The sequence below is a fragment of the Paenibacillus sp. 1A_MP2 genome, assembly GCF_052244825.1.
Lineage (GTDB): Bacteria > Bacillota > Bacilli > Paenibacillales > Paenibacillaceae > Paenibacillus > Paenibacillus vandeheii.
Genome location: NZ_JBQQCS010000001.1, coordinates 266,980 through 289,103, shown reverse-complemented (window position 1 = coordinate 289,103; position 22,124 = coordinate 266,980). Strand labels below are relative to the sequence as shown.

The following is a 22,124-nucleotide window of genomic DNA, read 5'->3' as shown; positions in this document are numbered from 1 at the left end:
AACAATTCCAATCGTCGGGCCAGCGCGGTTTATCTTTACTTGGTAGGGGGAAATCCCTTCTTGATAAAATTGGATATATAAATTCTTATAAAAAGGTTGCTTTCTGGCATGCAATTATGTTATGATCAATTTCGTTGGCAAGTTTATAAAAGTTAATGTCCTGGAGAGGTACCGAAGCGGTCATAACGGGGCGGTCTTGAAAACCGTTAGGGGCAACTCCACGTGGGTTCGAATCCCACCCTCTCCGCCATACTACAATTATGATAAGGATCAGAGCGATAAGCTCGGGTCCTTTTTTGCATTTATTTATACATCTTGCGCAGTTGCATATACGCTGTATTTCCAGAGCGTGTTTACTTCAGAAAATCAGTTTGTTTCAATATCCATGTGATGCATAAAAATATCCGAATCGCCGCATTTTATATAAGAGTGGAGGTGGTAAGATGAACCGCGAATTAAACATAGATCAGACGGAGCTTGTAGGTGCTTGGCAGGAAAGATTGCCTGAAGTTCTAAATGTCGGAGATCGGGCTCAGGTTATGGCTGACGAGGCCGATCAGCAGGCTATTCGAATTCACATTGCAACAGCGGGACACCAGATGTACTCTTTTGATTTCAAGTGTGCCTATGTGGATGCTCGTGAAGTCAGCGTGCAGCTGATTGATGTGGAACGTGATGGCAGAACGACGGATGAGCGGACAGAGCCCATTCAAGAATTGGCTCAGGATTACACGCGTCATATTCATGAATGTGCCCAGTCGTTGCAACCCAAAACCAGACAGTAGGTAGACGTCAAAGGAGTGGTAATTCGTGAGCAAAGCCAAAGCTGGAACTGATAAAAACTTGCAAAATGTAGTCGCCGATCTGGATCAGATACCTGTGAATAGTCACCATGCCCAACAGATTCAACAGGACTCGAATGACCGTCGGCATCAGGATTCCATGAATCATGACAAAACGGAAGATATGGACCCGTCCCATTCCTAATCCAAACGAAGAGGGGGAACAACATGAGCAAACCCAAAACAACACCTGTGCCTGAAGCCCAGGCTGCTGAGCAACACCGAAAACCTGAAAAGCATTCTTCCATGCAGGAACCGTTGTCAGGCTCCAAAAAAGTAAAAAACCAGAACCATGTGGATCATAACAATCCTCAGGGCTAGGTTAAATAAAGGAAAGATCATTCCTTTCTTTTAGCACATATTAAAAATGCATAACAATTCCTATAACTCCGGTTAACTAACCGGGATTTTGCGCGTTCATACATGAATTAAAGGAGTGCACCATTGATATTTAAAGCTTACCTAGGTCTTTGTAGCCAATTTAGAGAGTAAAGCTCACAAATTTCCCAAATCGTGTTTCCGTTTCAGAATAAATGGTATATCATTGATATTGAATTATTTTTTTGGGGTTATCACGAGAGGAGAGAAACAAATGACTAAACGTATGGGGGCGCTTCTTCTTACGTTGCTGTTAACCGTATCTATGGCACTGACAGCATGTAGCAGCAAGCAAGAACCGAAAGAGGCAATGAAGACGGCGGCAGCCAATGCTTCCAAACTGACTTCGTATGAGATGAGTTCTAATTTCACTATTAATGAATTGAGCTATAAAGCTGCAGACGAGTCACAGCAGGATCCAACGATGTCTCAGTTTATGAGCATGCTGAAGGATGCCCAGTTGAATGTTACTGGTGTATACCAAAGTGAACCAATGCAAACCGAAATGACTGTAGGCATTGAGCTTAAGGGCGATATGGGCATGACATTTACCATTCCAATGGTTATGACCGCTGAGAAGTTATATGTTAAAGTGCCAAGTATTCCGTTCTTCCCGATTCCGGAAACGGTTGTTGGTAAATTCCTGGAGCTGGATCTGAAAGAACTGGCTGAGCAAGAAGGAACGGAATGGAACCCGGATGCTATGGATGCCGCGAAAACACAAAAGCTGAGCAATGAAGTTATGGATGCGGTTCTGAGCGAGTACGATCAGGATAAATTCTTTAAAAACCTGAATGTGAAGGATGCACAGCTTCCTGAAGGTCTGGATGCCAAGCAAGTGGTTCAATTTTCGGTCAACAATGACAATGTGAAAGAAGCCGTTACTGTTCTGGTAACCAAAGCACTGCCAAAAGTACTGGATATCATCTCTAAAGAAGAATATCGTGACATGTTGCAAATGAGTCAGGCAGATATCGACAAAGCCAAAGAGGATTTGAAGATCACTGAAGCAGATCAAGCTGAAATGGCTAAAGATCTGGACCAGTTGAAAGACACACTGACCATTAACCAGTTCCACATTGATTTTGCTTTAGACAAAAAAGATTTCCCGGTATATCAAAAAATGGTTGCTGATCTGTTGATTAAACAGCCTGATACCAAGGATGAAGTTAAGCTTGCATTCACTGGATCAAACACATACACCAAAATTAACGAGAAGCCAGCTTTCAAAATCAATATTCCTACTGGTGAGGACGTTATAACAATGGATGAGTTTGAAGAACTAATGAACGCATCTTACGGATACTAAGTCACCGATTCATACGTTAAAGCAAAGAGCCGCTCGACCTTAGGGTTGAGCGGCTCTTTGTATGTTGTTTCCACGGTTTGTTCAATTACTGTAACGATTCGCCTAAGTCCTCGGCCAGCACAGCGTGGATCTGATGATCTTGATACGCTCCGTTAATTTTGAGATATTTACGAGCAATGCCCTCAGCCTGAAAGCCGTTTTTCTCCAGGACACGTTTGGAACCAGTATTGGATAACAGGATGGCCGCCTGAACACGGTTCAATTTCAAGGCACGGAAGGCGTAGGATACAGCGAGCTTCACGGCTGCTGTCATTCGTCCACCGCCCTGATAGTCTGGATGGATAAAGTATCCCATATCAGCATAATTGGCAACACCCTGAACGACATTGTTCAAGCTAACCTGGCCAATAAGAACACCATCATCGATTGTGAAAATTCCGAATTGATACCCTGTTCCTTCCTCTGCTGCCTGCATTCTATCCTGAATACGTCTGGTTTGCGCATGCAGCGTATAGAATTCATCATCCCGGATAGGCTCAACAGCTTGGTAGGGAAGACGTGTGATTTGAATAAGAGCAAGATACGCTTCTGTATCTTGTGAAGTAAGTAACCGGAGACTTATCCCTTTTGGTGTGTCGTACAGTGTAAGCGGCATGGATTGCACTTCCTTTCCTGATGGGTGTCCAGATTCTATCTTTTGCGTAAACGCCGGAAAAACTGAGTCAGCATGGTGGAGCACTCCGGTTGCAGAATGTCAGCAACCACTTCGGTTCGGTGATTAAAACGAGGTTCCTGCAATAAATTCATCAGCGTTCCTGCACAGCCGGCCTTGGGGTCAGCGGTACCATATATGACTCGAGGTACTCTGGATTGTACAATAGCACCTGCACACATGGGACAAGGCTCCAGTGTGACGTACAGACTGCAATCCAGGAGTCTCCATGCACCGATGGCCTCACTGGCCTGCCTTATGGCGACCATCTCCGCATGCGCTGTGGAATCAAGTGTTGTTTCGCGCAGGTTGTAACCACGTCCAATAATGCGGTTATGTTGAACAATTACAGCCCCGATGGGTACTTCACCAAGTGCTTCCGCTTTGTAAGCTTCAGCAATAGCTTCACGCATCCAGTGCTCATGTTGAGCCTCCTCCGAGAGATGCGAAAGATCAGGTTGGAGAACGTCATCCTTCATTAAAATATAAAACTCCTTCCAAAGAGCATTTGTGCGGCGAACAAACATTCGTTTGTTAACATGTTGTGTATAAGTCTGTGGATAACTGATGAGTTGCTCACATAGTTATGAACATACTATCCACATGCCTGTGGATTTGTGTATATCTTTTAGTGGTTATTCCCATTGTAGGCATGGAAAAGACAAAATACAATGGAATTCGCGTTTTTCAGCCAAACGGTAACTTTTGGACGAGGGTCAATTATCCTTTTCAAATAGACAGACAACAGTTATGATGGATATAGGTTTTGCCATATATCGCCAGAGGGTACAAGCCGAGAGGTGAACGAAAAAGTTGTCTATTAAAACGAAATTATCCATGATTATGTCGTGCTCGGTGCTCGTCATATTAGTTTTGAATATAGCACTGAGTTATTATACTACAGAAGAGAATTTAAGGCAGGACAGCGAAAACAAGATGGTGCTTACGGCCAAACAGATTGCAATTGCTGTCGAACAGAGTCAGTCCAGTTCAGAATATGTAAAACGACAGATTGGGAACAATCTGTGGTTGGCCTCTGTAATGGCAGCGGAAGAATTGGACCCGGATATTCATAATATCACAAATGAAGATCTGGTTCGCATGAGAGAAAAAGTCGGGGTCTCCCATATTTCGTTGATGGAGCAAACGGCTGATGATATTGTGGTTACCCGGTCTTCCGATCCAAAGGAGATTGGATTGTCTACCAAATCCATGACGTATTGGTATCAGGCATTTAAACAGCTTTTCGAAAATCATCAGGTTACAATTTCACAGGGACAGAAATTGGACCATTTTTGGTCGGATGGATTCGAATACTCTACATCAAATCCGTCAGATGTTGATATCTGGGGTTACTATCATGATGGGAAGAGAAATTACATAATCAATCCCTTCTATAATAATGCCGCTGTTGACAGCTATGTGAAGATCTCTGGTCCAGACGAGATTTTGAATAAGATTCGTGAAGTTAATCCATCGATTCTGGAGATTACAGGCATCAACCCGTTGACCTTCGGCAGCTCAAGTATGAGCAATGACGGAAGGGATACGAACCACAGCAAGCTAAACAACAGGCCTATTCGTTTCGGTACATATCAATATGGTACCGCAGAAGAGGATCACAAGGCGGTTGTACGGGCAATTCGTACTGGGCAGAATGTATCCTTTGTCAGTGAAACTCATGAACAAAAGGTACTCAAAAGCTTCATTCCTATATTTACTCCAAATGAATCATCTTATGTGATCAGTATTGTCATGGACTATAAGCAAATATCCTCCATGGTATCTGAACAGCTGGTTAGCCATGCCTCGATTTCACTTGTGTTGCTGGAGATTGTGATCTTTGGCAGCTATTTGCTTGCGGGCTATATTACGCGTCCTATTCAATCTATTTTGGGCAAAGTGAATGATGTGGCTGACGGTCATTTTGACTTCCGTCTGAAAGTGAGAAGGAAAGATGAACTGGGCCAATTAGCCAATCGTATTAATGCCATGATTCGTAATTTGGGGCATTATACGAATCGCCTGAAACAGATGTATGAAGAAAATCGGGCGGTAAAAGAGCATTTGGAATCGATCATTAACCAAACGGCAGACGCGATTCATATTACGGATCTGGATGGAAATGTACTGCGGGTGAATCGTGCCTTTGAGCAGTTATATGGCTGGCGCAGTCGTGAAGTTGAAGGCCGCCAATTGAAGATTATCCCTCCTGGCACTGAAGAGCAGATGCGAGAGCAGCATGCCCAGTTGATTGAGGGCATGTCCATTACCTCTAATGAAACGACATGGATGAAGAAGGACGGCAGCCGTGTCGAAGTTAGCGTGAGTACAGCTCCAGTCCGGGATGAAGCAGGCGAGATTACAGCACTAATTAGTGTATCCAGAGACATTACCAGCCGTAATCGTATGGAGGAGCTGCTCAGACGTTCCGAGAAACTGACGACGGTAGGCCAGCTGGCTGCCGGGGTTGCACATGAGATACGTAATCCGCTTACGACGCTGCGTGGCTTCCTCCAGCTCCAACAAGAGACGAATAAGCTTAATCATCGTCACCTGGATTTGATGCTATCCGAGCTGGATCGAATTAATCTCATTGTGGGAGAGTTTTTGATACTGGCGAAACCACAGGCGGTTCATTTTCAGGAACGGGATATTCGCTTCATTCTGGGAGATGTTATATCATTACTGGACAGCCAGGCGCATCTGCATGGTGTGGAGTTTGTACTGAATGCTTCATCCGACTCAGCTATGGTACACTGTGAAGAGAACCAGTTGAAGCAGGTCTTCATTAACTTGTTGAAGAACGGCATGGAGGCTATGCCAGACGGAGGCAATATCCGAATTAAACTCAATCATGACGAAGAGAATAATCGGGTTCGGATTGAAATCAAGGATGAAGGCACTGGAATTCCAGAAGAACTGATGCCTAAGCTGGGAGAACCATTCTTTACAAGCAAGGAATCGGGTACAGGGCTTGGCCTGATGGTCAGCCAGCGCATTATTCAATCACACAAGGGCATGATGGATATCAAAAGCGTCATGAACAAGGGGACGACCGTCATTATCGACCTACCTGCTTCCCAGCAGCAAACGGAAAGTATAGAGGAAGAGCATAAGACGGACAATGAACTTACAGACGAAGAGAACTAGACGAGGTGAGATTACCTTTTGCGTATTAATAAATTTATCAGTGAAACAGGTTTTTGTTCCCGTCGGGAGGCCGACCGATTGGTGGAAAGCGGAAAAGTAACGATTAATGGAGTGACGGCAGAACTGGGCAGTCAAGCAGAAGATGGTGATGATGTTCGAATTAATGGTCAACCCATTAAGGAAAAACGCAAACACGTATATATTGCGCTCAATAAACCTGTTGGAATAACGAGTACAACTGAGCGTCACATTCAAGGGAATATCGTTGATTTTGTAGGGCACAAAGAGCGCATCTTCCCGATTGGTCGTCTGGATAAGGATTCGGAAGGTCTGATCCTGATGACCAATGACGGAGATATCGTCAATCGAATTCTAAGAGCCGAAGGGCGCCATGAGAAAGAATATATTGTGACCGTGGATCGTGCAGTAACGCCAAGTTTCTTGAGAGGCATGAGCACAGGCGTCAAGATCCTTGGCGAAATGACGTTGCCTTGTACGGTGACTCGCATATCTGATCGGGTGTTCCGCATTATTCTGACGGAGGGGAAAAACCGTCAAATTCGCCGGATGTGCAGTGCATTTGGCTATGAGGTTCGGAAGTTGAAGCGGATTCGAATTATGAACATTCATCTTGGCGAACAGGCCACAGGCACATGGAGAGAACTAACGTCCGCAGAAAAATCGGAATTAAGCAGTCTCCTGGACTATACGATGGAATAAATAATAAATAATGATTGTCAAAGCGCTGCTTTCCAAAAGGAAAGCGGCGCTTTTTAATATCAGTGGATAGAAAAAAGTCACTCTCCTGTAATGAAGGAGAGTGACTTAAGCGTGAGTTTGCACAACGAACGCCCCGTTAGTTACCTTGTTCAACTGCTTTCACGGACGTGTTGTTACTCTGGTACTTACGGATAATTGAAACTTCTACCCGACGATTCTGAGCTCGTCCAGCTTCAGATTGGTTGCTAGCGATCGGGTGATACTCTCCATAACCACTAGGTGTGAATTTCGCTGGGTCCAGCGTCTCATTTAATAACAGAATTTTGAGGAAATTCAGTGCTCGATCGGCACTTAAATCCCAGTTATCCTTATATTGGCTGTTCGAAATGGGAACATTATCAGTATGGCCAGACACAACGACTTCATATTCCGGGAATTCCTGCAACATGCTAGAGATGGCTTTGGCCAGTGAACGAGACTCGGGCTTAACATCAGCCCGGCCTGAGGAGAACAGGGCGTTATCACTGATCGTGATCTTGAGCTCAGACTGATTCAGCTTGGTATTCAGCTGGTCGGAAAGGCCATTTTTCTGAATATATTGATCAAGCTTTTTCTTGAGTTTCTCCAGATCTTCCTGTTCTTTCTGAGCCATCTGCGCATCTGTAATCTGAGCCGGTGTCTTCTTGATATCTTCAGGCTGCTGTTTGTTTTTGCCCAAATCTGTAGTGGAATCTGTAGGGTTCATGGATGTATGATCCAGTACACCCGAACCACCGTTCAATGCGCTGCTCAGAGCTGAAGCCATCTGTTCAAACTTCGTTGCATCTATAGAGCTCATAGAGAATAGTGTGATAAACAGAGCGAGCAACAACGTCATCAAGTCGGAGTAGGGAAGCAGCCAGCTCTCGTCTATATGTTCTTCATGCGGTTCGTGTTTTTTAGCCTTTTTCACCTGATGAGCCCTCCTTCTCTTCCAACTGTCTACGTTCGGAAGGTGTCAGGAATACAGATAATTTTTGATTAATGGCAATGGTGGATACACCGGATTGTATCGATAACAAGCCTTCGACCATCATCAGCTTGATTTCCATCTCTTTCTTGGACATCCGCTTCAGTTTATTGGACATCGGATGCCACAACACGTAACCGCTAAAGATACCGAGAAGTGTCGCGATAAACGCTGCTGCAATCGCATGAGAGAGCTTTTCCATATCACTGAGATCGGCAAGCGCTGCGATGAGACCTACAACGGCCCCGAGTACCCCGAGCGTTGGTGCATACATCCCCGCTTGGGCGAAGATCAAGGCACCGCCACGATGGCGCTCTTCTGTAGCATGAATATCTTCCATGAGTACATCACTTACAAATTCCTGATCATTGCCGTCAATAATCATACGCATACCGCCGCGCAGGAACTGATCATCAATATCTTCGACTTTCGATTCAAGTGCAAGTAAACCTTCACGGCGGGTGGTGGAAGCCCAGTCCATAAATGTGCCGATTAGAGAAACACGGTCAATCAGTTGCTGCTTTTTGAACAGTACCCCGAATAGCTTGGGGATTTTTTTAACTTCAGACATGGGAAATGCCATGAAAATAGTTGCTGCCGTACCAACAAAAATAATAACGTAGGCTGCCGGGTTGTTAACCAGGTTGATAAGGGGTGCACCCTTCAGGAACATACCCACTACAAGTGAAACCAGCCCTAAAACTAGTCCGATAATCGTTGAAATTTCCATCATACACCTCATCCATGAGATAAAATTGAATCCTTTCAAGCGGCTTTATTCGGGCTTCCGGACGAACGTTACACCGCAATCCGTTTAATGTTAGGCAACCTTGAGGGTTGCAGAAACAGTTAAAACGGTCATGTATAGTATTTATCGACCAGATGGCCTTTTTTTTTAAGGGTTATTTTCAGGTATAATAAGAACAAATCTGCTCCTTAGGGGCTAAACAGGAGTGAAAAGTCAATGGGCGTAAAGCATGGACGGGATTATGAAGGAATATTGACAGATTTGACACAGGCTATAGGCCGAATACCGGACCGCTATGTTTTCTTTGAGATGGATGAGGAAGAATGGTCACGCCTTGGTGTAACAGAGCAACTCGAAGTGGATGAGGCATTGGCGGAAGATCTGTTCTATGCGCTGGGCGAGGAGTCTGTCATTCCGGTAGGAAGTGGAGTGGTCATTCATGACAAGGAACAGCACCGAATTCATATCTTAATTGGGGAAGAAGAGCTGACTTTTGTACCACTCATTTAGTATGCTCCTATAAGATATTTGGCATGGAAAACGGGGTTGGAGAATCTCCCAAAAGCCTTATGGTTAGTGGATCTAGCGCCATTTGTACTATTGGAATTTGAGGCTTGTCCGTGGTAAGATGATAGTCATGAAACGGGCGAACCGCAGGGCGGTGGACCTATGCGTTTGGGTTGCTGTGGTAGCACCAAAGGTTTTGATGGCACCGCGGACAGCTGTCTGTGATGAGCCATCATATGGGGAGGAAGATAACGTATGGTTTTTACGCAAGAGGAAGTCGAAGCTCATCTGGGAAGGCTGGAAGGCTGGGAACTGGAAGAGGGACGATGGATTGTCCGCAAGTTCGTATTTTCCAACTACATGAAAGGGATTGCATTTGTGGACGAGGTCGCAGCGATTTCAGAAGCATTCAATCATCACCCTTTTATTACGATTGACTATACAACGGTCACGCTACGTCTCACATCTTGGGATGAAGGTGGCATCACATCTGTAGATATTAAAGAAGCAGAGCAATATAACGAGGCGTTTGAGAAAGAGGTCGGAATAAACTGGCGCGGTTATCATCGCACTACCGGAAGTGAGTGAAGCATACATGTCAGACGATAATCAGAACAAACCGCTTATTACTGTCGTAGGCAGCCTTAATATGGATTTGGTGGTGAAGACGGACATTATTCCCGAGGAAGGGGAAACGGTGAGCGGGGAGGAACTGCACTATCTGGCCGGAGGTAAAGGTGCCAACCAAGCGGTGGCAGCAGCACGACTTGGCGGACAGACAACGATGGTTGGTGCGGTAGGATCGGATGGTTTTGGTGAACGCTTGCTGCACAGTCTAACGGAAAGTGGGGCAGATGCCTCACAAGTCCGTATTCTGAATGATACGGTTACAGGTACGGCCTCCATCTGGCTCTCCAAAGGAGATAACCGGATTATTGTCATTCCTGGAGCGAATGGGCGGGTTGTGCCTGCGATGCTGGAAGAGGCGGATACGGTAAAAAGCCTGACTGCAGCCGCAGCGGTGCTGCTGCAGCTGGAGATCCCGCTGCCTGCGGTCACCCGCGCCGCCCAACTGGCGGCTGAAGGCAGCGCATTGGTGGTGCTCAACCCGGCTCCCGCGGTGCCGGGTCTGCCCAGGAGCTCCTGCGGTGCGTCGACGTCGTTACGCCGAACCGCAGCGAGCTTGCCGTGCTTACCGGCCGGGATGATCTCCGGCCGGAAGACGTAGATGCGGCGGTCGCAGAGCTCGCCGCATCCCTCGGGGCCGCTGTCGTTACGACGCTCGGCCCCGAGGGGGCTGTATACGCGGCGGCGCCTGGCGGCCGCGTACAGGCAGGGCGTGCCGGCGCATGCCGTGCGCCCGGCTACGCCGTAAGCGCCGTCGACACGACCGGCGCTGGCGATTGCTTCAACGGCGCGCTGGCGGTAGCCCTCGCGCGCGGAGAGACGCTGGACGCGGCGGTAAGCTTCGCCATGGGCGCAGCCGCGTTGTCCGTGACGAAGCTCGGCGCCCAGTCCGGGATGCCGTCTGCACGTGAAGTGCAGGCTTTCCTTGCCGAGCAGAAGGCAAAAACGCAGTAAACCATTCTTCTTTAGGATGAATTATAGGCGGCAGAATGAGCTCATGCAACCGGAGTAGCCATAGCGCCGCATATTTTCACCGGAGCTTTCTCTACACGCTAAGCATGTAAATATGACCAAGAGGCTCTTACTTTCCCGGCAAGGGAGAGTGAGAGCCTCTTATCTGTAGAACATTGATTAAACCCGGTAACCCTGTGATACGGTTGGCTACGTTATGCGTTCAGCATCAACGTGGTTTAGAGCATGCGTTAAAGAGCAGGAGGTGATTGAAGCCACCACGCTATACATGCTTGCAACCTGTCTTAACTGTTCGCCTTAAACGATGGGGTTACTTCTTCTCCGCCAGCCACATCGCAATATTCGCGATTTCTTCTTCCTTCAGCTTGTCTTTGAACGAAGGCATACCGCCGCTTTTGCCTTTGACAATGGTCGTATAAATCTTCTCCACATCGTCCTGGCTGCCAATCTTCTGCAGACTAGGGCCCATGCCCCCTTGAAGCTGATCACCGTGACAGGTAATACAGTTGGCTTTGACCAGTGTCTCGGCCTGTCCTGCATCCATGGTAACTTGCGGCATCGTCGGTTTCGCTTCTTCTGCAACTTCCTCTTTCCCTGGAAGCGTAAACATTAGTACAATAGCTAAAGCGCACGCTGCAAAAAATACCCCGCTCATGATCCATTTGTGCATCCCTTATGTCCCCTCCAGAATGAAAGATCATCTAACCTGAAACTATCCATATCATTATAACGGAACCTGTAGTTACATCATAGCATTTTGTGGTAATTTTTTGAACTAATCACATAACCGGGGACTTTTTCGATGATTTGAAGCCCTATTTAATCGCGTGGACCTTCATAGACCATGCAGTAAAAAGGTTTCAAACCGCTCGGTGTCTGTCGTTCGTATGTATCCTGCGTAACAAATCCTGCCTTGAGATAGACACGAATGGCCCGTTCATTCCAGGTCAGGACTTCCAGATCAATTTCGTTTGCCGGGTTCCGGCGAAGGGCTTCCTTCACAATGGCCGAGACAAAAGCTGTTCCCTGACCATGACCACAGCGTTCGGGGTGCATACCAAGCCCAATGCGAGTGACACCTTCAAGTGGGAAGTATTGAGCGAAACCCCAAATTTGATGATCCTCTCCCAACACCACTGCATATTGTTCCTTCCGAAGCTGGGGATCTCCGAATTCCACTTCGAGTGCTTTCATCTGCTCCCAGGGCAGCCAGCTATAAATATTATAAGGCGGATCATACTGCCAATCACAGATGAGCTCCGCATGTTCTTCTTGCATGGGCACAACGTGAAACGTCACAGGGGCTTCATCCATACAACTGCACGCTCCTCTCATTGTGAACAAGCTATAATGATTTTAATTTAACCAATAGCATAGATATGTCATTCCATATCTATGCTTGTTTTCACTCTACAAAAGAGGCGTTCATTTGGCAAGTCCTCGTTATTGAAAAAAATAATTAGTATCTACATAGAGTTATCTGTACAAAAATACTCAAACATATCCTTTTGCTTATGGATCAAGGATATCTTTGGCTTTTTTAATGTACAGAAATAGGTGTACAAAATTCTTCGAACTTCGGAGAAGGAAGTTTACCGTTCTTAGTGAAACATTTTTATTTTGCAACTTATTAACACCAAGCAGATCTGCCCACCTTTTTTGAGTTTCAGCAGATACTTTTCCATGACATGAATCAATTCCAGGATCATGTCTTTGCTGCGGGTATACTTTCTTTCTTCACCAGACTCTGTTGTGGCTACTGACTAATTTTTGAAATATGTTAAATGATCACCAGCTGAACAGAAGAAACATTCCATTGCCCTATATTTCCCAGTAAGATTCTACGATCCGATTCATCAATAAAATACTCAAGAGAATTACCGATTTCCACGTCAAGTGAACGTTTCATCTCAATAGGAATAACAATACGTCCGAGTGAGTCCATATTACGTACCATACATTTTTGCTTTTATTCATCATTACTTCCTCACCCATTTTCTTTCATTGTACCATATGGAAAGATTGAAAAGGCTTTAGCGAAATCGGGTTACGTTCCCGTAAATCTATGTAAATAAAGAAATAAACCATTTTCCTAAATGACCTTATACCCATATACATAAATGGGATTAAATAGTATTATATCCTTGGTTTTATACTATTTTATAGAGAAGGGATGTATAGTTGAATGGTAAAGAAAAAAAGATTTACAACCTTACTGTTAATTTTAAGCTTATTCACAAGTGTTTTAGCTGGATCTGCAGCCGCGGAGGATCAAGTCATTGAATTAAATGGAATAAACGAGCAAGAGATCAATACTTATCTGAAAAACGCAGGATACACTCAAGAAGTAATCGATACATTAGAACTGTATCAAAAGGAATATCTTTATGAGGAAAAAGCGATCTTTACAGCTCACAAAAACGCTCTTGGCCAACTAACCGAGAGTGAAGAAGGGGTTGCCGAGGATTTTAGCCTCATGTCTTTACCTAACTGGACCCATAGCTTGGTAGTGAGTCAAGTTAAAGCTCCATCAGGTTATGTTGATTTTATCTTTTCATACAATTCGGATTGGAGCTACAGACCAAATTTCACATCCGAAGAGAAATTCGGGATTGCTTGGACCGATGATTTCGATCCGTATCCGGAAACAGCTAAGTACTCTTATCAAGCGAGAGGATACCAAGACCGCCCAACTGCATACCCAGGTTGCCCATCGAGAAGAACAAATGGCGGTACTATTTGGTCAGGATACAACACATACAATCCAGGAGCTGGAGTGGGTTGGGCTATTAACCTAATTGGTAGTTGGTGGAGCCAAGACTGTGGCTACTACACAGTTGACGGACACAAAGGTTCTGGCCAAGTAAAAGCGGGTAAGGCACATAGTAATAACAGCGCCCCTGACTCAAGCTCTGCCGTTGGGAAATACTTCCATAGGACTTATTTGGCAAATGGAGAGCTTGGTTTCTCGGGTGTGCCAACAATCACAATAAGTCCTTCATCAAATTATGATCCGTCTGATGAAGTTGGTGCTCGTTGGAACTGGACAAACAAAAACTACTAATCGGGTAGATTAGTGTAGTTTAAGAAAAAAAATAAGAAAATAAACGCTTATAGCCCTTATTGCTTCCGAGGAAGCTAAGGGCTATAAGCGTTTTCAAGCTGTTTCTCTTCTTCCATTGTGTTAAGATAGTGCTCATTCAGTTACAGGAATTTCCTCTTCCTCTCCTCCCCAAACTATCTTCACACTTTTAACATCTTTCCAATCATCCACACTGCTCCTTGTAGGTAGTTGAATCACTTCATTTGGAGAAATTGTAGTACTAACTGTGTTTTTAGTTGCACTGTTGTTTGGATGTAGAATATTAACTTCTACCTCTTCATCAACAGGATCTTCTCCAATATATTGTATGGAAGGAATTTCTTCGTACTTATCTTCATTTGGTACAAGATCAATTGTAACTACCCAATTATCTGACTTTGCAACTAAACGCTTTTCGCTAACTGATTTGCTCGTGCAGCCGTACAAAAACAAAAGTAAAGCAAGCAGAACAAATATAATTTTCCGGTTAGAGATAAATACAACTCCTTTTAATTTTTGACCATATTATAGCATAAAAGTAATCAAAAGGATTGGTTCGTATTTCCTATTTAGCCGTTGTTTATGATGTCCAGGTGTTCAGTATGCAAAAGAAAAAGACCTCCTCAAGAATATTACTTTACTGTAACATAGAGTACAGCAGCAATTGTGCTTAAGTTGCATAATAGATCGTGAACTCGGTCCACTAGTGGTCACAATTCTTTTAACCCCTGACTCAGTTTTAGTATTAAATCTTACCATAGCATCATCCCACCAGTATTTCGGTGGCTGATCCTTGGGCTGGGTTAAATCAAATGCTATGCACTCTCCATCCAGGATCGCTGATTTTACGGGAAGCTTTATATCTAACAATTCCGGAAACCTTGATGTAATTTCCGTAACCGTGCCTTGAAAATGCACGAACTTTACCATTCTCATAGTGGATCAGTATTCTAAAGCCATCCCATTTCAAACTATTATACTTCCATCTTTTTATTTGATTAGGCTGCAACGGATACAGCAGCATAGGTTTGATTGGTTGATTTAACATATATGCTACACCTCTCCATAATGAACATATCATAATCGGCATTCCAGAGGTATATGGGTTCACTGGTATAACTGAGAATTATGTACATATTCTTTTTGTACACTTTTATGTAGATACGTGAAACAAAAGTTCCGGTAATTTCGTTTATATTATAGTGGGATGGGTAAAAACATTATAAGAGCACGGACGAAGCAATGCAAAATAGCCCTGAAAAAAGTAAAGTTAGGTTAGATAGCTTATCCCAAAATACTTTTGATGAAACGAAGCACAAAAAAACCGCCGGATACATTCCTGCGGAGAATGTACCAGACGGTTCTATTATGCTTCGTTACAGTAGTGTTATTGTTACAGCATGACGTTGCTCCGCTTGTCCCTAGTCGATGGCCAATGTCTCATATGCGTCCGTGCTCATAATGCGTTTAGCGCCAACATAGCGGTTAGCCCAATAGCTTTCACTTAATGCGCTGATTGTAACTCCTTTGGAAGAAGAGGAGTGTGCAAACTTTCCATCTCCTACAAAGATTCCTACGTGCGAGACCCCTTTGCCCGTTGTATTGAAGAATACCAGATCACCTGGTCTCATTTCCATACGGGATACTGAATCGCCCATGTCGAATTGTGAACTTGATTGGCGCGCCAGATCAATGCCCAGCTTGTCGAATACATAACTTGTAAACCCAGAGCAGTCAAAGCCGTTAAGCGTTGTTCCTCCGCTTTTGTATGTAGTTCCCATTGCTGAATCAATGACTTGGTCCATTTTTGAATCTGCGAATGCGCTGCCTGCTCCAAGCGATAATGCGAATGTGAGGCTAAGTACAGCTGCGGTTAATTTCTTCTTAAACAAAAGATATACCCCTTCCAATGCCTGCGAGGTTAGCTTAAGGATTCGGTTGAAGGTCCCCTATGATCCCTCTGTTGCAAGATCAATTCACCCATAACTGGTTCCCCCGCTTCCCAGGTGCTAGGAATTTGGCTATGCTAGTTGTGCACCTGCGAAATCAAGAAATGACGATTAAATTTTAAGTAGTTACAAATATGAAGGTAAAGATTACAAAGTTGTTACTAAAAACTCACTGCGATTATTGTAACAGAGGTATATCACTTTGGCAACGTTTAGCAACAAAATTAGCAAAAAAAACCTCGACCTTTGACGGGGAAAGGTCGAGGTTTGCTTGTTTAACGGCATTTGATGAACTTAACTTTACATAGAGATAGTAACAATTTTGATCGTTCAATTTATTCCTTGACCGAGTTGGACTGCCATAACCGGAAATGGGCGCATATTTTCCACAGACTCAGCAAGCACCGGGCAAGTGGGTACGTTTGTTGTAGTATAAGGCCGGTTAAGCCTGTTACTAACCATGAAGCTGAGGTAAAGGCAACAAAGACCAGCAGATGAAGACCGCCCAGCAGGGTCGCAATACCGATCAGAGTGATGATTTGGCGCAGAGCAATCCATAAGGCCTGGAACGTACCACGGGCTCCGCCTTCCCCGTCAGGAGCCGAGACCCCAAACTGCATGTAGAGAAGGGCATGATGTATTACCCACCCGTATACAATCCAACCAGCAACATAGGGAATACCCGGCAAGAGCAGTTGGAGGGAATGAAAGCCATCCATAAAGATGGAATAGAGCTTCGGTGCAAGCCAATAAGCCGGCAGCAGCAGCAATACGGTTCGAATCGTGTGAAGTAACAGCATCGGTTTCCACAAATTTTTGATGCCGCGAATGAATGGAACGCGCTCTTCCGAATGATTAAAATGCTGGAGTGAGTAGAGCAGCCCTGCCTGAATGAGTGGGCTAATTAGCATCCGCAGCAGCAGCATAGCCCCTAGAATCCATAAATAGCGATGGACCTCCGGGTTTGTTGACAGACCAAGCTGGCTCTCCATTTTGAATAGAATCGTACTTAGCTCCCCGGCATCAGGTTCAGGATAACGCAGGAGAAGCGGGACTACAGCTGACTGTACCATCCGATAAAGAAAGTATCCCCATATTAATTGATAGAGAAATAAGAGTGCCGCAATGAACATATGCTGACGGACGAGAAACCAGCCTTCACGTATTTTCGCTTTCACTGTATCCACCTCACCATGACAGACTTCCGAATATAGCTTCTATAAGTTTGGTTGCGCTCATACTCCAGCGGGATTTGGTTGGCTCATCCAGTCCGGCTTTCAGAAAATTGTTCATATGATGGTTCTCCAGCACGATCGTGTATAGCGGATCAGTCATCGCCCAGGAAACCGGGGAAGTGTAGGTCAATTTGTAGGTAATGCGCTCCTTGCTACCATCCCATTCTTTCGTCATGGTTTTCCCATCCTCGAACATAATTCGAACAGGCACCTTCGTATATTCACTGCCTTTTTTCTGCACTGTAACCGACGACTCGTACAAGGTTTGACCGTCTTTCAGGACGGGAGTGACCTTAATCTTCTCCACTGCAAAGTCAGCCATGCCGTCTCCGTACACGTATTGTTCAAAATAATCCGACCAGGACGTGCGGGTCACTTGTTCCACGACCTTTTGAAAATCAGAAGAAGTAGGGTGTTTGAAGCGGTATTTCTTCACATAGGTCGAGAGAATGCGCTCCATCGTTTTAGCACCAACCTGCTGCTCGATCCCGAGTAATACAAGCTTGCCTCTTGTGTATACGTTGGCTGCATAATGATTCTGGGAATCAAACTTCCAGGAGTCTTGTGTCAGTGGAGCTGGGGAAGTAATGAGACCTGATTGTACGGGCAGATTCGGGATAAGTCCGTATTCCTGTTCCATCAGTTTGTCTTCCGCATAGGAGGTGAATCCTTCGTCCAGCCAAGCCTCTTCAAATTCATTACTGGCGACCATGCCGTAAAAATACTGATGTCCAATCTCGTGCACAACCGTGCGTTCCAGATCGTAACCAGGAGCGGAATCATCCGCACCGAAGGCAGTGACCAAAGTAGGGTATTCCATTCCCCCTGCACCATTCCCCGATTTGGGCGGGACAACGATGGACAGTGTAGAATACGGATAAGGGCCAAACCATTTGCTATAATTGGATAGTGCTGCTTTGGCTGCATAGAAATAACGTTCCTTCAGATCCTCATGAGCAGGGTCGAGGTACAGCTTGATTCGAACGCCAGGCACATTAGGAGCAGAGAAGGGCTCTTCCGCATAAACAAAATCAGGTGAGGCTGACCAGGCAAAATCATGTACATCATCGGCATAGAACTGATAGATTTTTTCGCCGTTCTTCACCACAGCTTGCTGGGTTGGGAATCCTGTAGCAGCCACCTTGTATGTTTCCGGTACCCGAATACGTACACTATAGATACCGAAATCTGCATAAAACTCTGAATTGCCATGATACTGATGCAAATTCCAGCCTTCGGACGTTCGACCACGTGTGCCTACTGGCTCATATACGCTAAGTTTAGGAAACCATTGGCCTGCCATAACAAAGTTATCTGCTGTTCCCATGCGGGCAAAAATTTTCGGCAGCTTGACCTCGAATCGGGTGTGAAGCGTGATGCTTTCACCGGCTTTAACAGGTTTGGGCAGCCGTACCTTAATTAGGGTAGTATCTTTCATATTTCCGTCATCCGGCTGCACATATTGCATCCGATGCAGGAGGGAAAGCCCGTCCTCTGTTTTCATTTCTGTAATATGCATGGAACCATAACCGTCCGTGGGCATAACATCGCCGCGAAGCTTTCCCGGATTCTTTCATAAAGGTGGTGTCGGCAGAAGAGAAGGCGTTGGGATACATGTGAAAATAAAGCTCACTGACGGTTTTCTTGCCTGGATGTGTCCAGGTTATCGTCTGAGTCCCTTGTAATACATTTCCGTCTACCAGCTTCACATCCATGTGATATTCCACTACGCGGTTGCTGAACACTTCAGCGGTAGGTGTCTGTATACTTTCCGGAGATGTTTGGGTTTTGACGGGTGCCGTAGGCTTGCCCGATTCCGGGGCGAGCGCAGGCAAGTCAGAATGAATGGAGCGTGTGGTACCCAGACCAAGCCATATCCCCCGGCAATTACACACAGGGCTATAATTGCGGTGAGCCAGCTCTTGGCGCGTCGTGGAATCATCGTTAAATACCTCCCGTTGACAAGCATCTACAGCATGTATATGTTTGCATTGGGGCGATTATTAGTTAAAATATTTGTATCAACCCTTGGAGGCTATAAAATGGACCAAAACGAGCAAAACGGCAAAAAACAGATTGCCTTGAATATCGTTAGTGCAAAGAGCAAACACAAAGGCTTCGGTGCAGGCTCTATTGATCTGAACAACCTGTCTCCAGTTATTATTGATAACGGAGAAGCTAAGATCGATATTGGTGCAATGCATGCGAAGAGTAAGGTAGAGCGCAACATCAAATTCTCCACCAATCGTGAGGACGTACCCAATGGACGCCAGGTATGGCTGGTATGGGTAGCTGTGGACCGTAACGAACAGGGGCAGCTCTATGGTGGAGCAACCGCGTGTGAGATGTGGATTGATACAGAAGCGCGTCGTGGATGGAAACTGCTGGCCGAACATGTGAATCGTATGGATTATGCTATGAAGCGCCGGTTCATGCTGGATGATCTTGGACCGGAGGATCGCGCAGCACTCAAAAAACTGCTGATTACGCATAACGAAGAATGGTGGAACGCTTCTCCAGATGAATTGAAAGAAGCGCTTGCCTAATTAATGTGAAAAAGCCGTTCAAAAAGAAGCAAAAGCCCCGTGACCGAGATGATCGGTTCGGGGCTTTTGCTTTTGTGCTGAAACTGGAAATTTTGGAGTGACGTAATTGCGTCATTACGTATTTACGTCACTTTGGTCATTCCACCCACCAGCGTTTGAAATCCTTCCACCATGAATGCTTCTCTTCCTGTATTCCCTGCTGATTCTGCACTTCGCGACTGTTTTTATCATCCTCTGAACCCGAATCGTCTGAAGCGCTGCGACAGACCTCAGTCGGCTCTGTGCCATCAATAAAAACTTCCAGCCGTTTCTCGGCGCAGCCATTGCCCGCCAGTTTGCCGGATTCGGGATCGATATATACACTGACGACGTTATCCGGTACGGTGAAGATCTTCGGTGGAACACTGGCAAGAGCCTGTTCCGTGAACTGGGCAAACATAGGTGCCGCACGACGCCCGTCGGATGTGGAGATGGCTTTGCCCTGATCGTAACCGACCCAGACAGCTGTGGAGAGCTCTGGGGTAAAGCCAACTAACCAGGCATCCGTATTCGTTGTCCCCGTTTTGCCAGCGACAGGCCGTTTAATGGTTGCAGATACCCGATTGCCTGTTCCGCCATTTTCGAACACACTCTCCATCAACCGTGTTAATACATAAGCAGCAGCGGGTTCAACGACCCTCTCAGCCTTGGTCTGAGGTGTTTCATAGATTACTCGTCCTGCGGCGTCCGTCACTTGCAGAATGGCTACAGGAGGTGTTCGCTGTCCACCTGCGGCAATAGCGGAGAATGCGGAAGCCATCTCCAGAGGACTAACCGGTGAGGTTCCGAGTGCAAGGGAGGGTACCGGGCTCATATTACTCGTAATCCCTAGATTCTTGGCCATCTTCACCACTTGTTCAGGTCCGATCTGCATAATCGTATTTACCGCGTAGATGTTGTCCGAAGCGGCGATGGCCTGTCTCAGATCAATCTCGCCTAAATACTTATCCCCGAAATTGCCGGGTTTATAGGTTTTGCGATCATTGTCATAATGAAACAGGGTTGGCTCGCTTTTAAACATGGAAGCACTGGTGAGCTGTTTGGATTCCAGGGCAGCCAGATACATAATCGGTTTAAAAGCAGATCCTGGCTGGCGTGTAGTCGCCAGTACATGGTTAATCTGATTGGTGCGGTAATTTTTGCCGCCCACCATCGCTTTGATGTATCCGGTACGGGGATCGATCGATACCAGAGCGGTTTCCAGCTCGCTTTTGGCATCCATGCCTTTGGCTACGGCGTCTTCCGCCGCTTTTTGCACACGCAGATCAAGCGTGGTGTATATATTCAATCCTCCATGATCCAGCATCGCTTCGCTGATTCCCAGCTCCTTGACGGCCAGATTCCGGATATAATCGCGGAAATAGGGGGCGCTTTCCACGGTTTTACGTTCACTTTCCGGCTTGAACGAGAGCATTTCCTCATAAGCCTTATCAGCTTCCGCTTGCGTAATTTTGCCGATGTCAGCCATGGCATTTAGTACAACCTTCTGCCGATCCTTGGCGTTCTTCATATGATTATATGGAGAATAGTACGTCGGACCCTTTGGAATTCCTGCAAGCATGGCACTTTCGGAGAGTGTCAACTGTTTGGCCGATTTGCCAAAATACATCCGCGAAGCCGCTTCGATTCCGTAGGCACCATGACCGTAATAGATTTCATTCAGGTACATCTGCAGAATTTCATCTTTGGTGTATTTCATCTCCAATTGTGCCGTGTACATGGCTTCCTTGGCTTTACGGGTCCACGTCTTTTCATGGGACAAATACAAGTTGCGCGCGAGCTGCTGGGTCAGTGTACTTGCGCCCTGAGACATCTGCATATGCTCCAGGTTTACGAGTACAGCCCGTCCCATTCCTCGGATGTCGAAGCCGACATGATCATAGAATTTGCGGTCCTCAACTGCAAGTGTGGCGTTGACTAAGTCAGGTGAAATATCTCCTAACTGTACAGGCACCGAGTCTTTGCCTCCCGCCGAGAAAGTGGCAATGACTTCGCCCTGGCTGTCCAGCAGTCTGGAATTGCGATCCGAGTCAGCCAGCGGCAGACTAGTGGCGTATAGGTAGACTAATCCTGCTGTCAGGGCGATTAGGCCGAGAATAGCGAGCAGAGTCAGACTTTTGATGACTTTCCATATGCGGAACCCGCGTTTGCGGGTCTTTTGGCTTGGTTGGGTCATGGAACGGGCTCCTTTCTTTTCTTTCCAGTATGGGAATTCGGTGACATGGATATTCAATCATCCCGTTTAACGGTTTAAAATATAGCTTTTTTGCAGAAAAAAACCGTTTTGCAGTATAAA

23 protein-coding genes, 1 tRNA gene, 1 pseudogene and 1 riboswitch are annotated in these 22,124 nt (G+C 45.8%); of the genes and pseudogenes, 13 read left to right on the top strand and 12 right to left on the bottom strand.

What is annotated here, in order from left to right:
* Window positions 1-162 precede the first annotated feature (162 nt).
* The 5 genes from ACTWJ7_RS01665 to ACTWJ7_RS01645 all read left to right on the top strand — a co-directional run bounded on the left by ACTWJ7_RS01665 (window position 163) and on the right by ACTWJ7_RS01645 (window position 2,529).
* Window positions 163-250 (top strand) — tRNA-Ser (locus ACTWJ7_RS01665).
* Window positions 251-443: 193 nt separating this feature from the next.
* A complete protein-coding gene (locus ACTWJ7_RS01660; protein WP_301881191.1) occupies window positions 444-785 on the top strand; it encodes a hypothetical protein in 342 nt (113 codons plus the stop codon).
* Between the two features lie 25 nt (window positions 786-810).
* A complete protein-coding gene (locus ACTWJ7_RS01655; RefSeq protein ID WP_173405207.1) occupies window positions 811-987 on the top strand; it encodes a hypothetical protein in 177 nt (58 codons plus the stop codon).
* A gap of 23 nt (window positions 988-1,010) precedes the next feature.
* Window positions 1,011-1,163 (top strand): small acid-soluble spore protein P, encoded by a 153-nt coding sequence (locus ACTWJ7_RS01650; protein ID WP_024628810.1) that lies wholly within the window; start codon window positions 1,011-1,013, stop codon window positions 1,161-1,163.
* 271 nt (window positions 1,164-1,434) lie between these two features.
* Window positions 1,435-2,529 carry a hypothetical protein gene (locus ACTWJ7_RS01645; RefSeq protein ID WP_301881190.1) on the top strand — a complete coding sequence of 365 codons (1,095 nt, stop codon included), beginning with the start codon at window positions 1,435-1,437 and terminating at the stop codon, window positions 2,527-2,529.
* 85 nt (window positions 2,530-2,614) lie between these two features.
* Here ACTWJ7_RS01645 and ACTWJ7_RS01640 read toward each other — a convergent pair whose 3' ends face one another.
* Complete coding sequence (locus ACTWJ7_RS01640) at window positions 2,615-3,184, bottom strand: GNAT family N-acetyltransferase (protein WP_301881189.1); 570 nt, start codon at window positions 3,182-3,184, stop codon at window positions 2,615-2,617.
* A 35-nt stretch (window positions 3,185-3,219) separates the two neighbouring features.
* Window positions 3,220-3,720, bottom strand: coding sequence for a tRNA adenosine(34) deaminase TadA (gene tadA, locus ACTWJ7_RS01635; protein ID WP_094939376.1), 501 nt, complete (start codon window positions 3,718-3,720; stop codon window positions 3,220-3,222).
* A 334-nt stretch (window positions 3,721-4,054) separates the two neighbouring features.
* Here tadA and ACTWJ7_RS01630 point away from each other — a divergent pair, with 334 nt between their 5' ends.
* Together ACTWJ7_RS01630 and rluF are read left to right on the top strand one after the other, a co-directional pair.
* On the top strand, window positions 4,055-6,394 hold the full coding sequence (locus ACTWJ7_RS01630) for a PAS domain S-box protein (RefSeq protein WP_301881188.1): 2,340 nt from the start codon (window positions 4,055-4,057) through the stop codon (window positions 6,392-6,394).
* 18 nt (window positions 6,395-6,412) lie between these two features.
* Complete coding sequence (rluF, locus tag ACTWJ7_RS01625; protein WP_285080743.1) at window positions 6,413-7,114, top strand: 23S rRNA pseudouridine(2604) synthase RluF; 702 nt, start codon at window positions 6,413-6,415, stop codon at window positions 7,112-7,114.
* Between the two features lie 136 nt (window positions 7,115-7,250).
* Here the strand turns inward: rluF and motB are convergent, their stop codons facing one another.
* Window positions 7,251-8,066: a flagellar motor protein MotB gene (motB, locus tag ACTWJ7_RS01620; protein WP_079345542.1), complete on the bottom strand. Its 816-nt coding sequence runs from the start codon at window positions 8,064-8,066 to the stop codon at window positions 7,251-7,253.
* Entirely contained in the window at window positions 8,053-8,853 is an 801-nt protein-coding gene (gene motA / locus ACTWJ7_RS01615) for a flagellar motor stator protein MotA (protein WP_024628803.1), read from the bottom strand. The genes motB and motA overlap by 14 nt, the downstream gene beginning before the upstream one ends.
* Before the next feature lie 234 nt (window positions 8,854-9,087).
* On the opposite strand from motA, the gene ACTWJ7_RS01610 reads away from it, so the two are divergent.
* From ACTWJ7_RS01610 to ACTWJ7_RS01595, 4 genes are all read left to right on the top strand, one after another.
* Window positions 9,088-9,381 carry a hypothetical protein gene (locus tag ACTWJ7_RS01610; protein WP_285080742.1) on the top strand — a complete coding sequence of 98 codons (294 nt, stop codon included), beginning with the start codon at window positions 9,088-9,090 and terminating at the stop codon, window positions 9,379-9,381.
* Window positions 9,382-9,633: 252 nt separating this feature from the next.
* Window positions 9,634-9,966 carry a 4a-hydroxytetrahydrobiopterin dehydratase gene (locus tag ACTWJ7_RS01605; protein WP_443145075.1) on the top strand — a complete coding sequence of 111 codons (333 nt, stop codon included), beginning with the start codon at window positions 9,634-9,636 and terminating at the stop codon, window positions 9,964-9,966.
* A gap of 7 nt (window positions 9,967-9,973) precedes the next feature.
* Window positions 9,974-10,606 carry a PfkB family carbohydrate kinase gene (locus ACTWJ7_RS01600; RefSeq protein WP_443145074.1) on the top strand — a complete coding sequence of 211 codons (633 nt, stop codon included), beginning with the start codon at window positions 9,974-9,976 and terminating at the stop codon, window positions 10,604-10,606.
* Window positions 10,567-10,959, top strand: a complete 393-nt coding sequence (locus ACTWJ7_RS01595) for a PfkB family carbohydrate kinase (RefSeq protein ID WP_443145073.1) — start codon at window positions 10,567-10,569, stop codon at window positions 10,957-10,959. The genes ACTWJ7_RS01600 and ACTWJ7_RS01595 overlap by 40 nt, the downstream gene beginning before the upstream one ends.
* A gap of 328 nt (window positions 10,960-11,287) precedes the next feature.
* Here ACTWJ7_RS01595 and ACTWJ7_RS01590 read toward each other — a convergent pair whose 3' ends face one another.
* Both ACTWJ7_RS01590 and ACTWJ7_RS01585 read right to left on the bottom strand, forming a co-directional pair.
* Window positions 11,288-11,647: a c-type cytochrome gene (locus ACTWJ7_RS01590; protein WP_094939379.1), complete on the bottom strand. Its 360-nt coding sequence runs from the start codon at window positions 11,645-11,647 to the stop codon at window positions 11,288-11,290.
* Window positions 11,648-11,796: 149 nt separating this feature from the next.
* On the bottom strand, window positions 11,797-12,291 hold the full coding sequence (locus ACTWJ7_RS01585) for a GNAT family N-acetyltransferase (protein WP_079345550.1): 495 nt from the start codon (window positions 12,289-12,291) through the stop codon (window positions 11,797-11,799).
* 871 nt (window positions 12,292-13,162) lie between these two features.
* On the opposite strand from ACTWJ7_RS01585, the gene ACTWJ7_RS01580 reads away from it, so the two are divergent.
* Window positions 13,163-14,041 (top strand): hypothetical protein, encoded by an 879-nt coding sequence (locus tag ACTWJ7_RS01580; protein ID WP_443145072.1) that lies wholly within the window; start codon window positions 13,163-13,165, stop codon window positions 14,039-14,041.
* A 132-nt stretch (window positions 14,042-14,173) separates the two neighbouring features.
* Here the strand turns inward: ACTWJ7_RS01580 and ACTWJ7_RS01575 are convergent, their stop codons facing one another.
* The 5 genes and pseudogenes from ACTWJ7_RS01575 to ACTWJ7_RS01555 form a co-directional block, all read right to left on the bottom strand.
* Window positions 14,174-14,512, bottom strand: a complete 339-nt coding sequence (locus ACTWJ7_RS01575) for a hypothetical protein (RefSeq protein WP_179132658.1) — start codon at window positions 14,510-14,512, stop codon at window positions 14,174-14,176.
* A 355-nt stretch (window positions 14,513-14,867) separates the two neighbouring features.
* Complete coding sequence (locus tag ACTWJ7_RS01570) at window positions 14,868-15,107, bottom strand: ATP-dependent DNA ligase (protein WP_079345556.1); 240 nt, start codon at window positions 15,105-15,107, stop codon at window positions 14,868-14,870.
* 373 nt (window positions 15,108-15,480) lie between these two features.
* A complete protein-coding gene (locus ACTWJ7_RS01565) occupies window positions 15,481-15,951 on the bottom strand; it encodes a C40 family peptidase (protein ID WP_024628797.1) in 471 nt (156 codons plus the stop codon).
* 3 nt (window positions 15,952-15,954) lie between these two features.
* Window positions 15,955-16,092: riboswitch (cyclic di-AMP (ydaO/yuaA leader) on the bottom strand.
* Window positions 16,093-16,343: 251 nt separating this feature from the next.
* Complete coding sequence (locus ACTWJ7_RS01560; RefSeq protein ID WP_301881181.1) at window positions 16,344-17,186, bottom strand: hypothetical protein; 843 nt, start codon at window positions 17,184-17,186, stop codon at window positions 16,344-16,346.
* A gap of 10 nt (window positions 17,187-17,196) precedes the next feature.
* Window positions 17,197-19,185 (bottom strand): annotated as a pseudogene (locus ACTWJ7_RS01555) (M1 family metallopeptidase).
* A 100-nt stretch (window positions 19,186-19,285) separates the two neighbouring features.
* On the opposite strand from ACTWJ7_RS01555, the gene ACTWJ7_RS01550 reads away from it, so the two are divergent.
* On the top strand, window positions 19,286-19,789 hold the full coding sequence (locus ACTWJ7_RS01550; protein WP_079345562.1) for a YwhD family protein: 504 nt from the start codon (window positions 19,286-19,288) through the stop codon (window positions 19,787-19,789).
* A gap of 136 nt (window positions 19,790-19,925) precedes the next feature.
* Here the strand turns inward: ACTWJ7_RS01550 and ACTWJ7_RS01545 are convergent, their stop codons facing one another.
* Window positions 19,926-22,004 (bottom strand): transglycosylase domain-containing protein, encoded by a 2,079-nt coding sequence (locus tag ACTWJ7_RS01545; protein ID WP_301881180.1) that lies wholly within the window; start codon window positions 22,002-22,004, stop codon window positions 19,926-19,928.
* Window positions 22,005-22,124 lie beyond the last annotated feature (120 nt).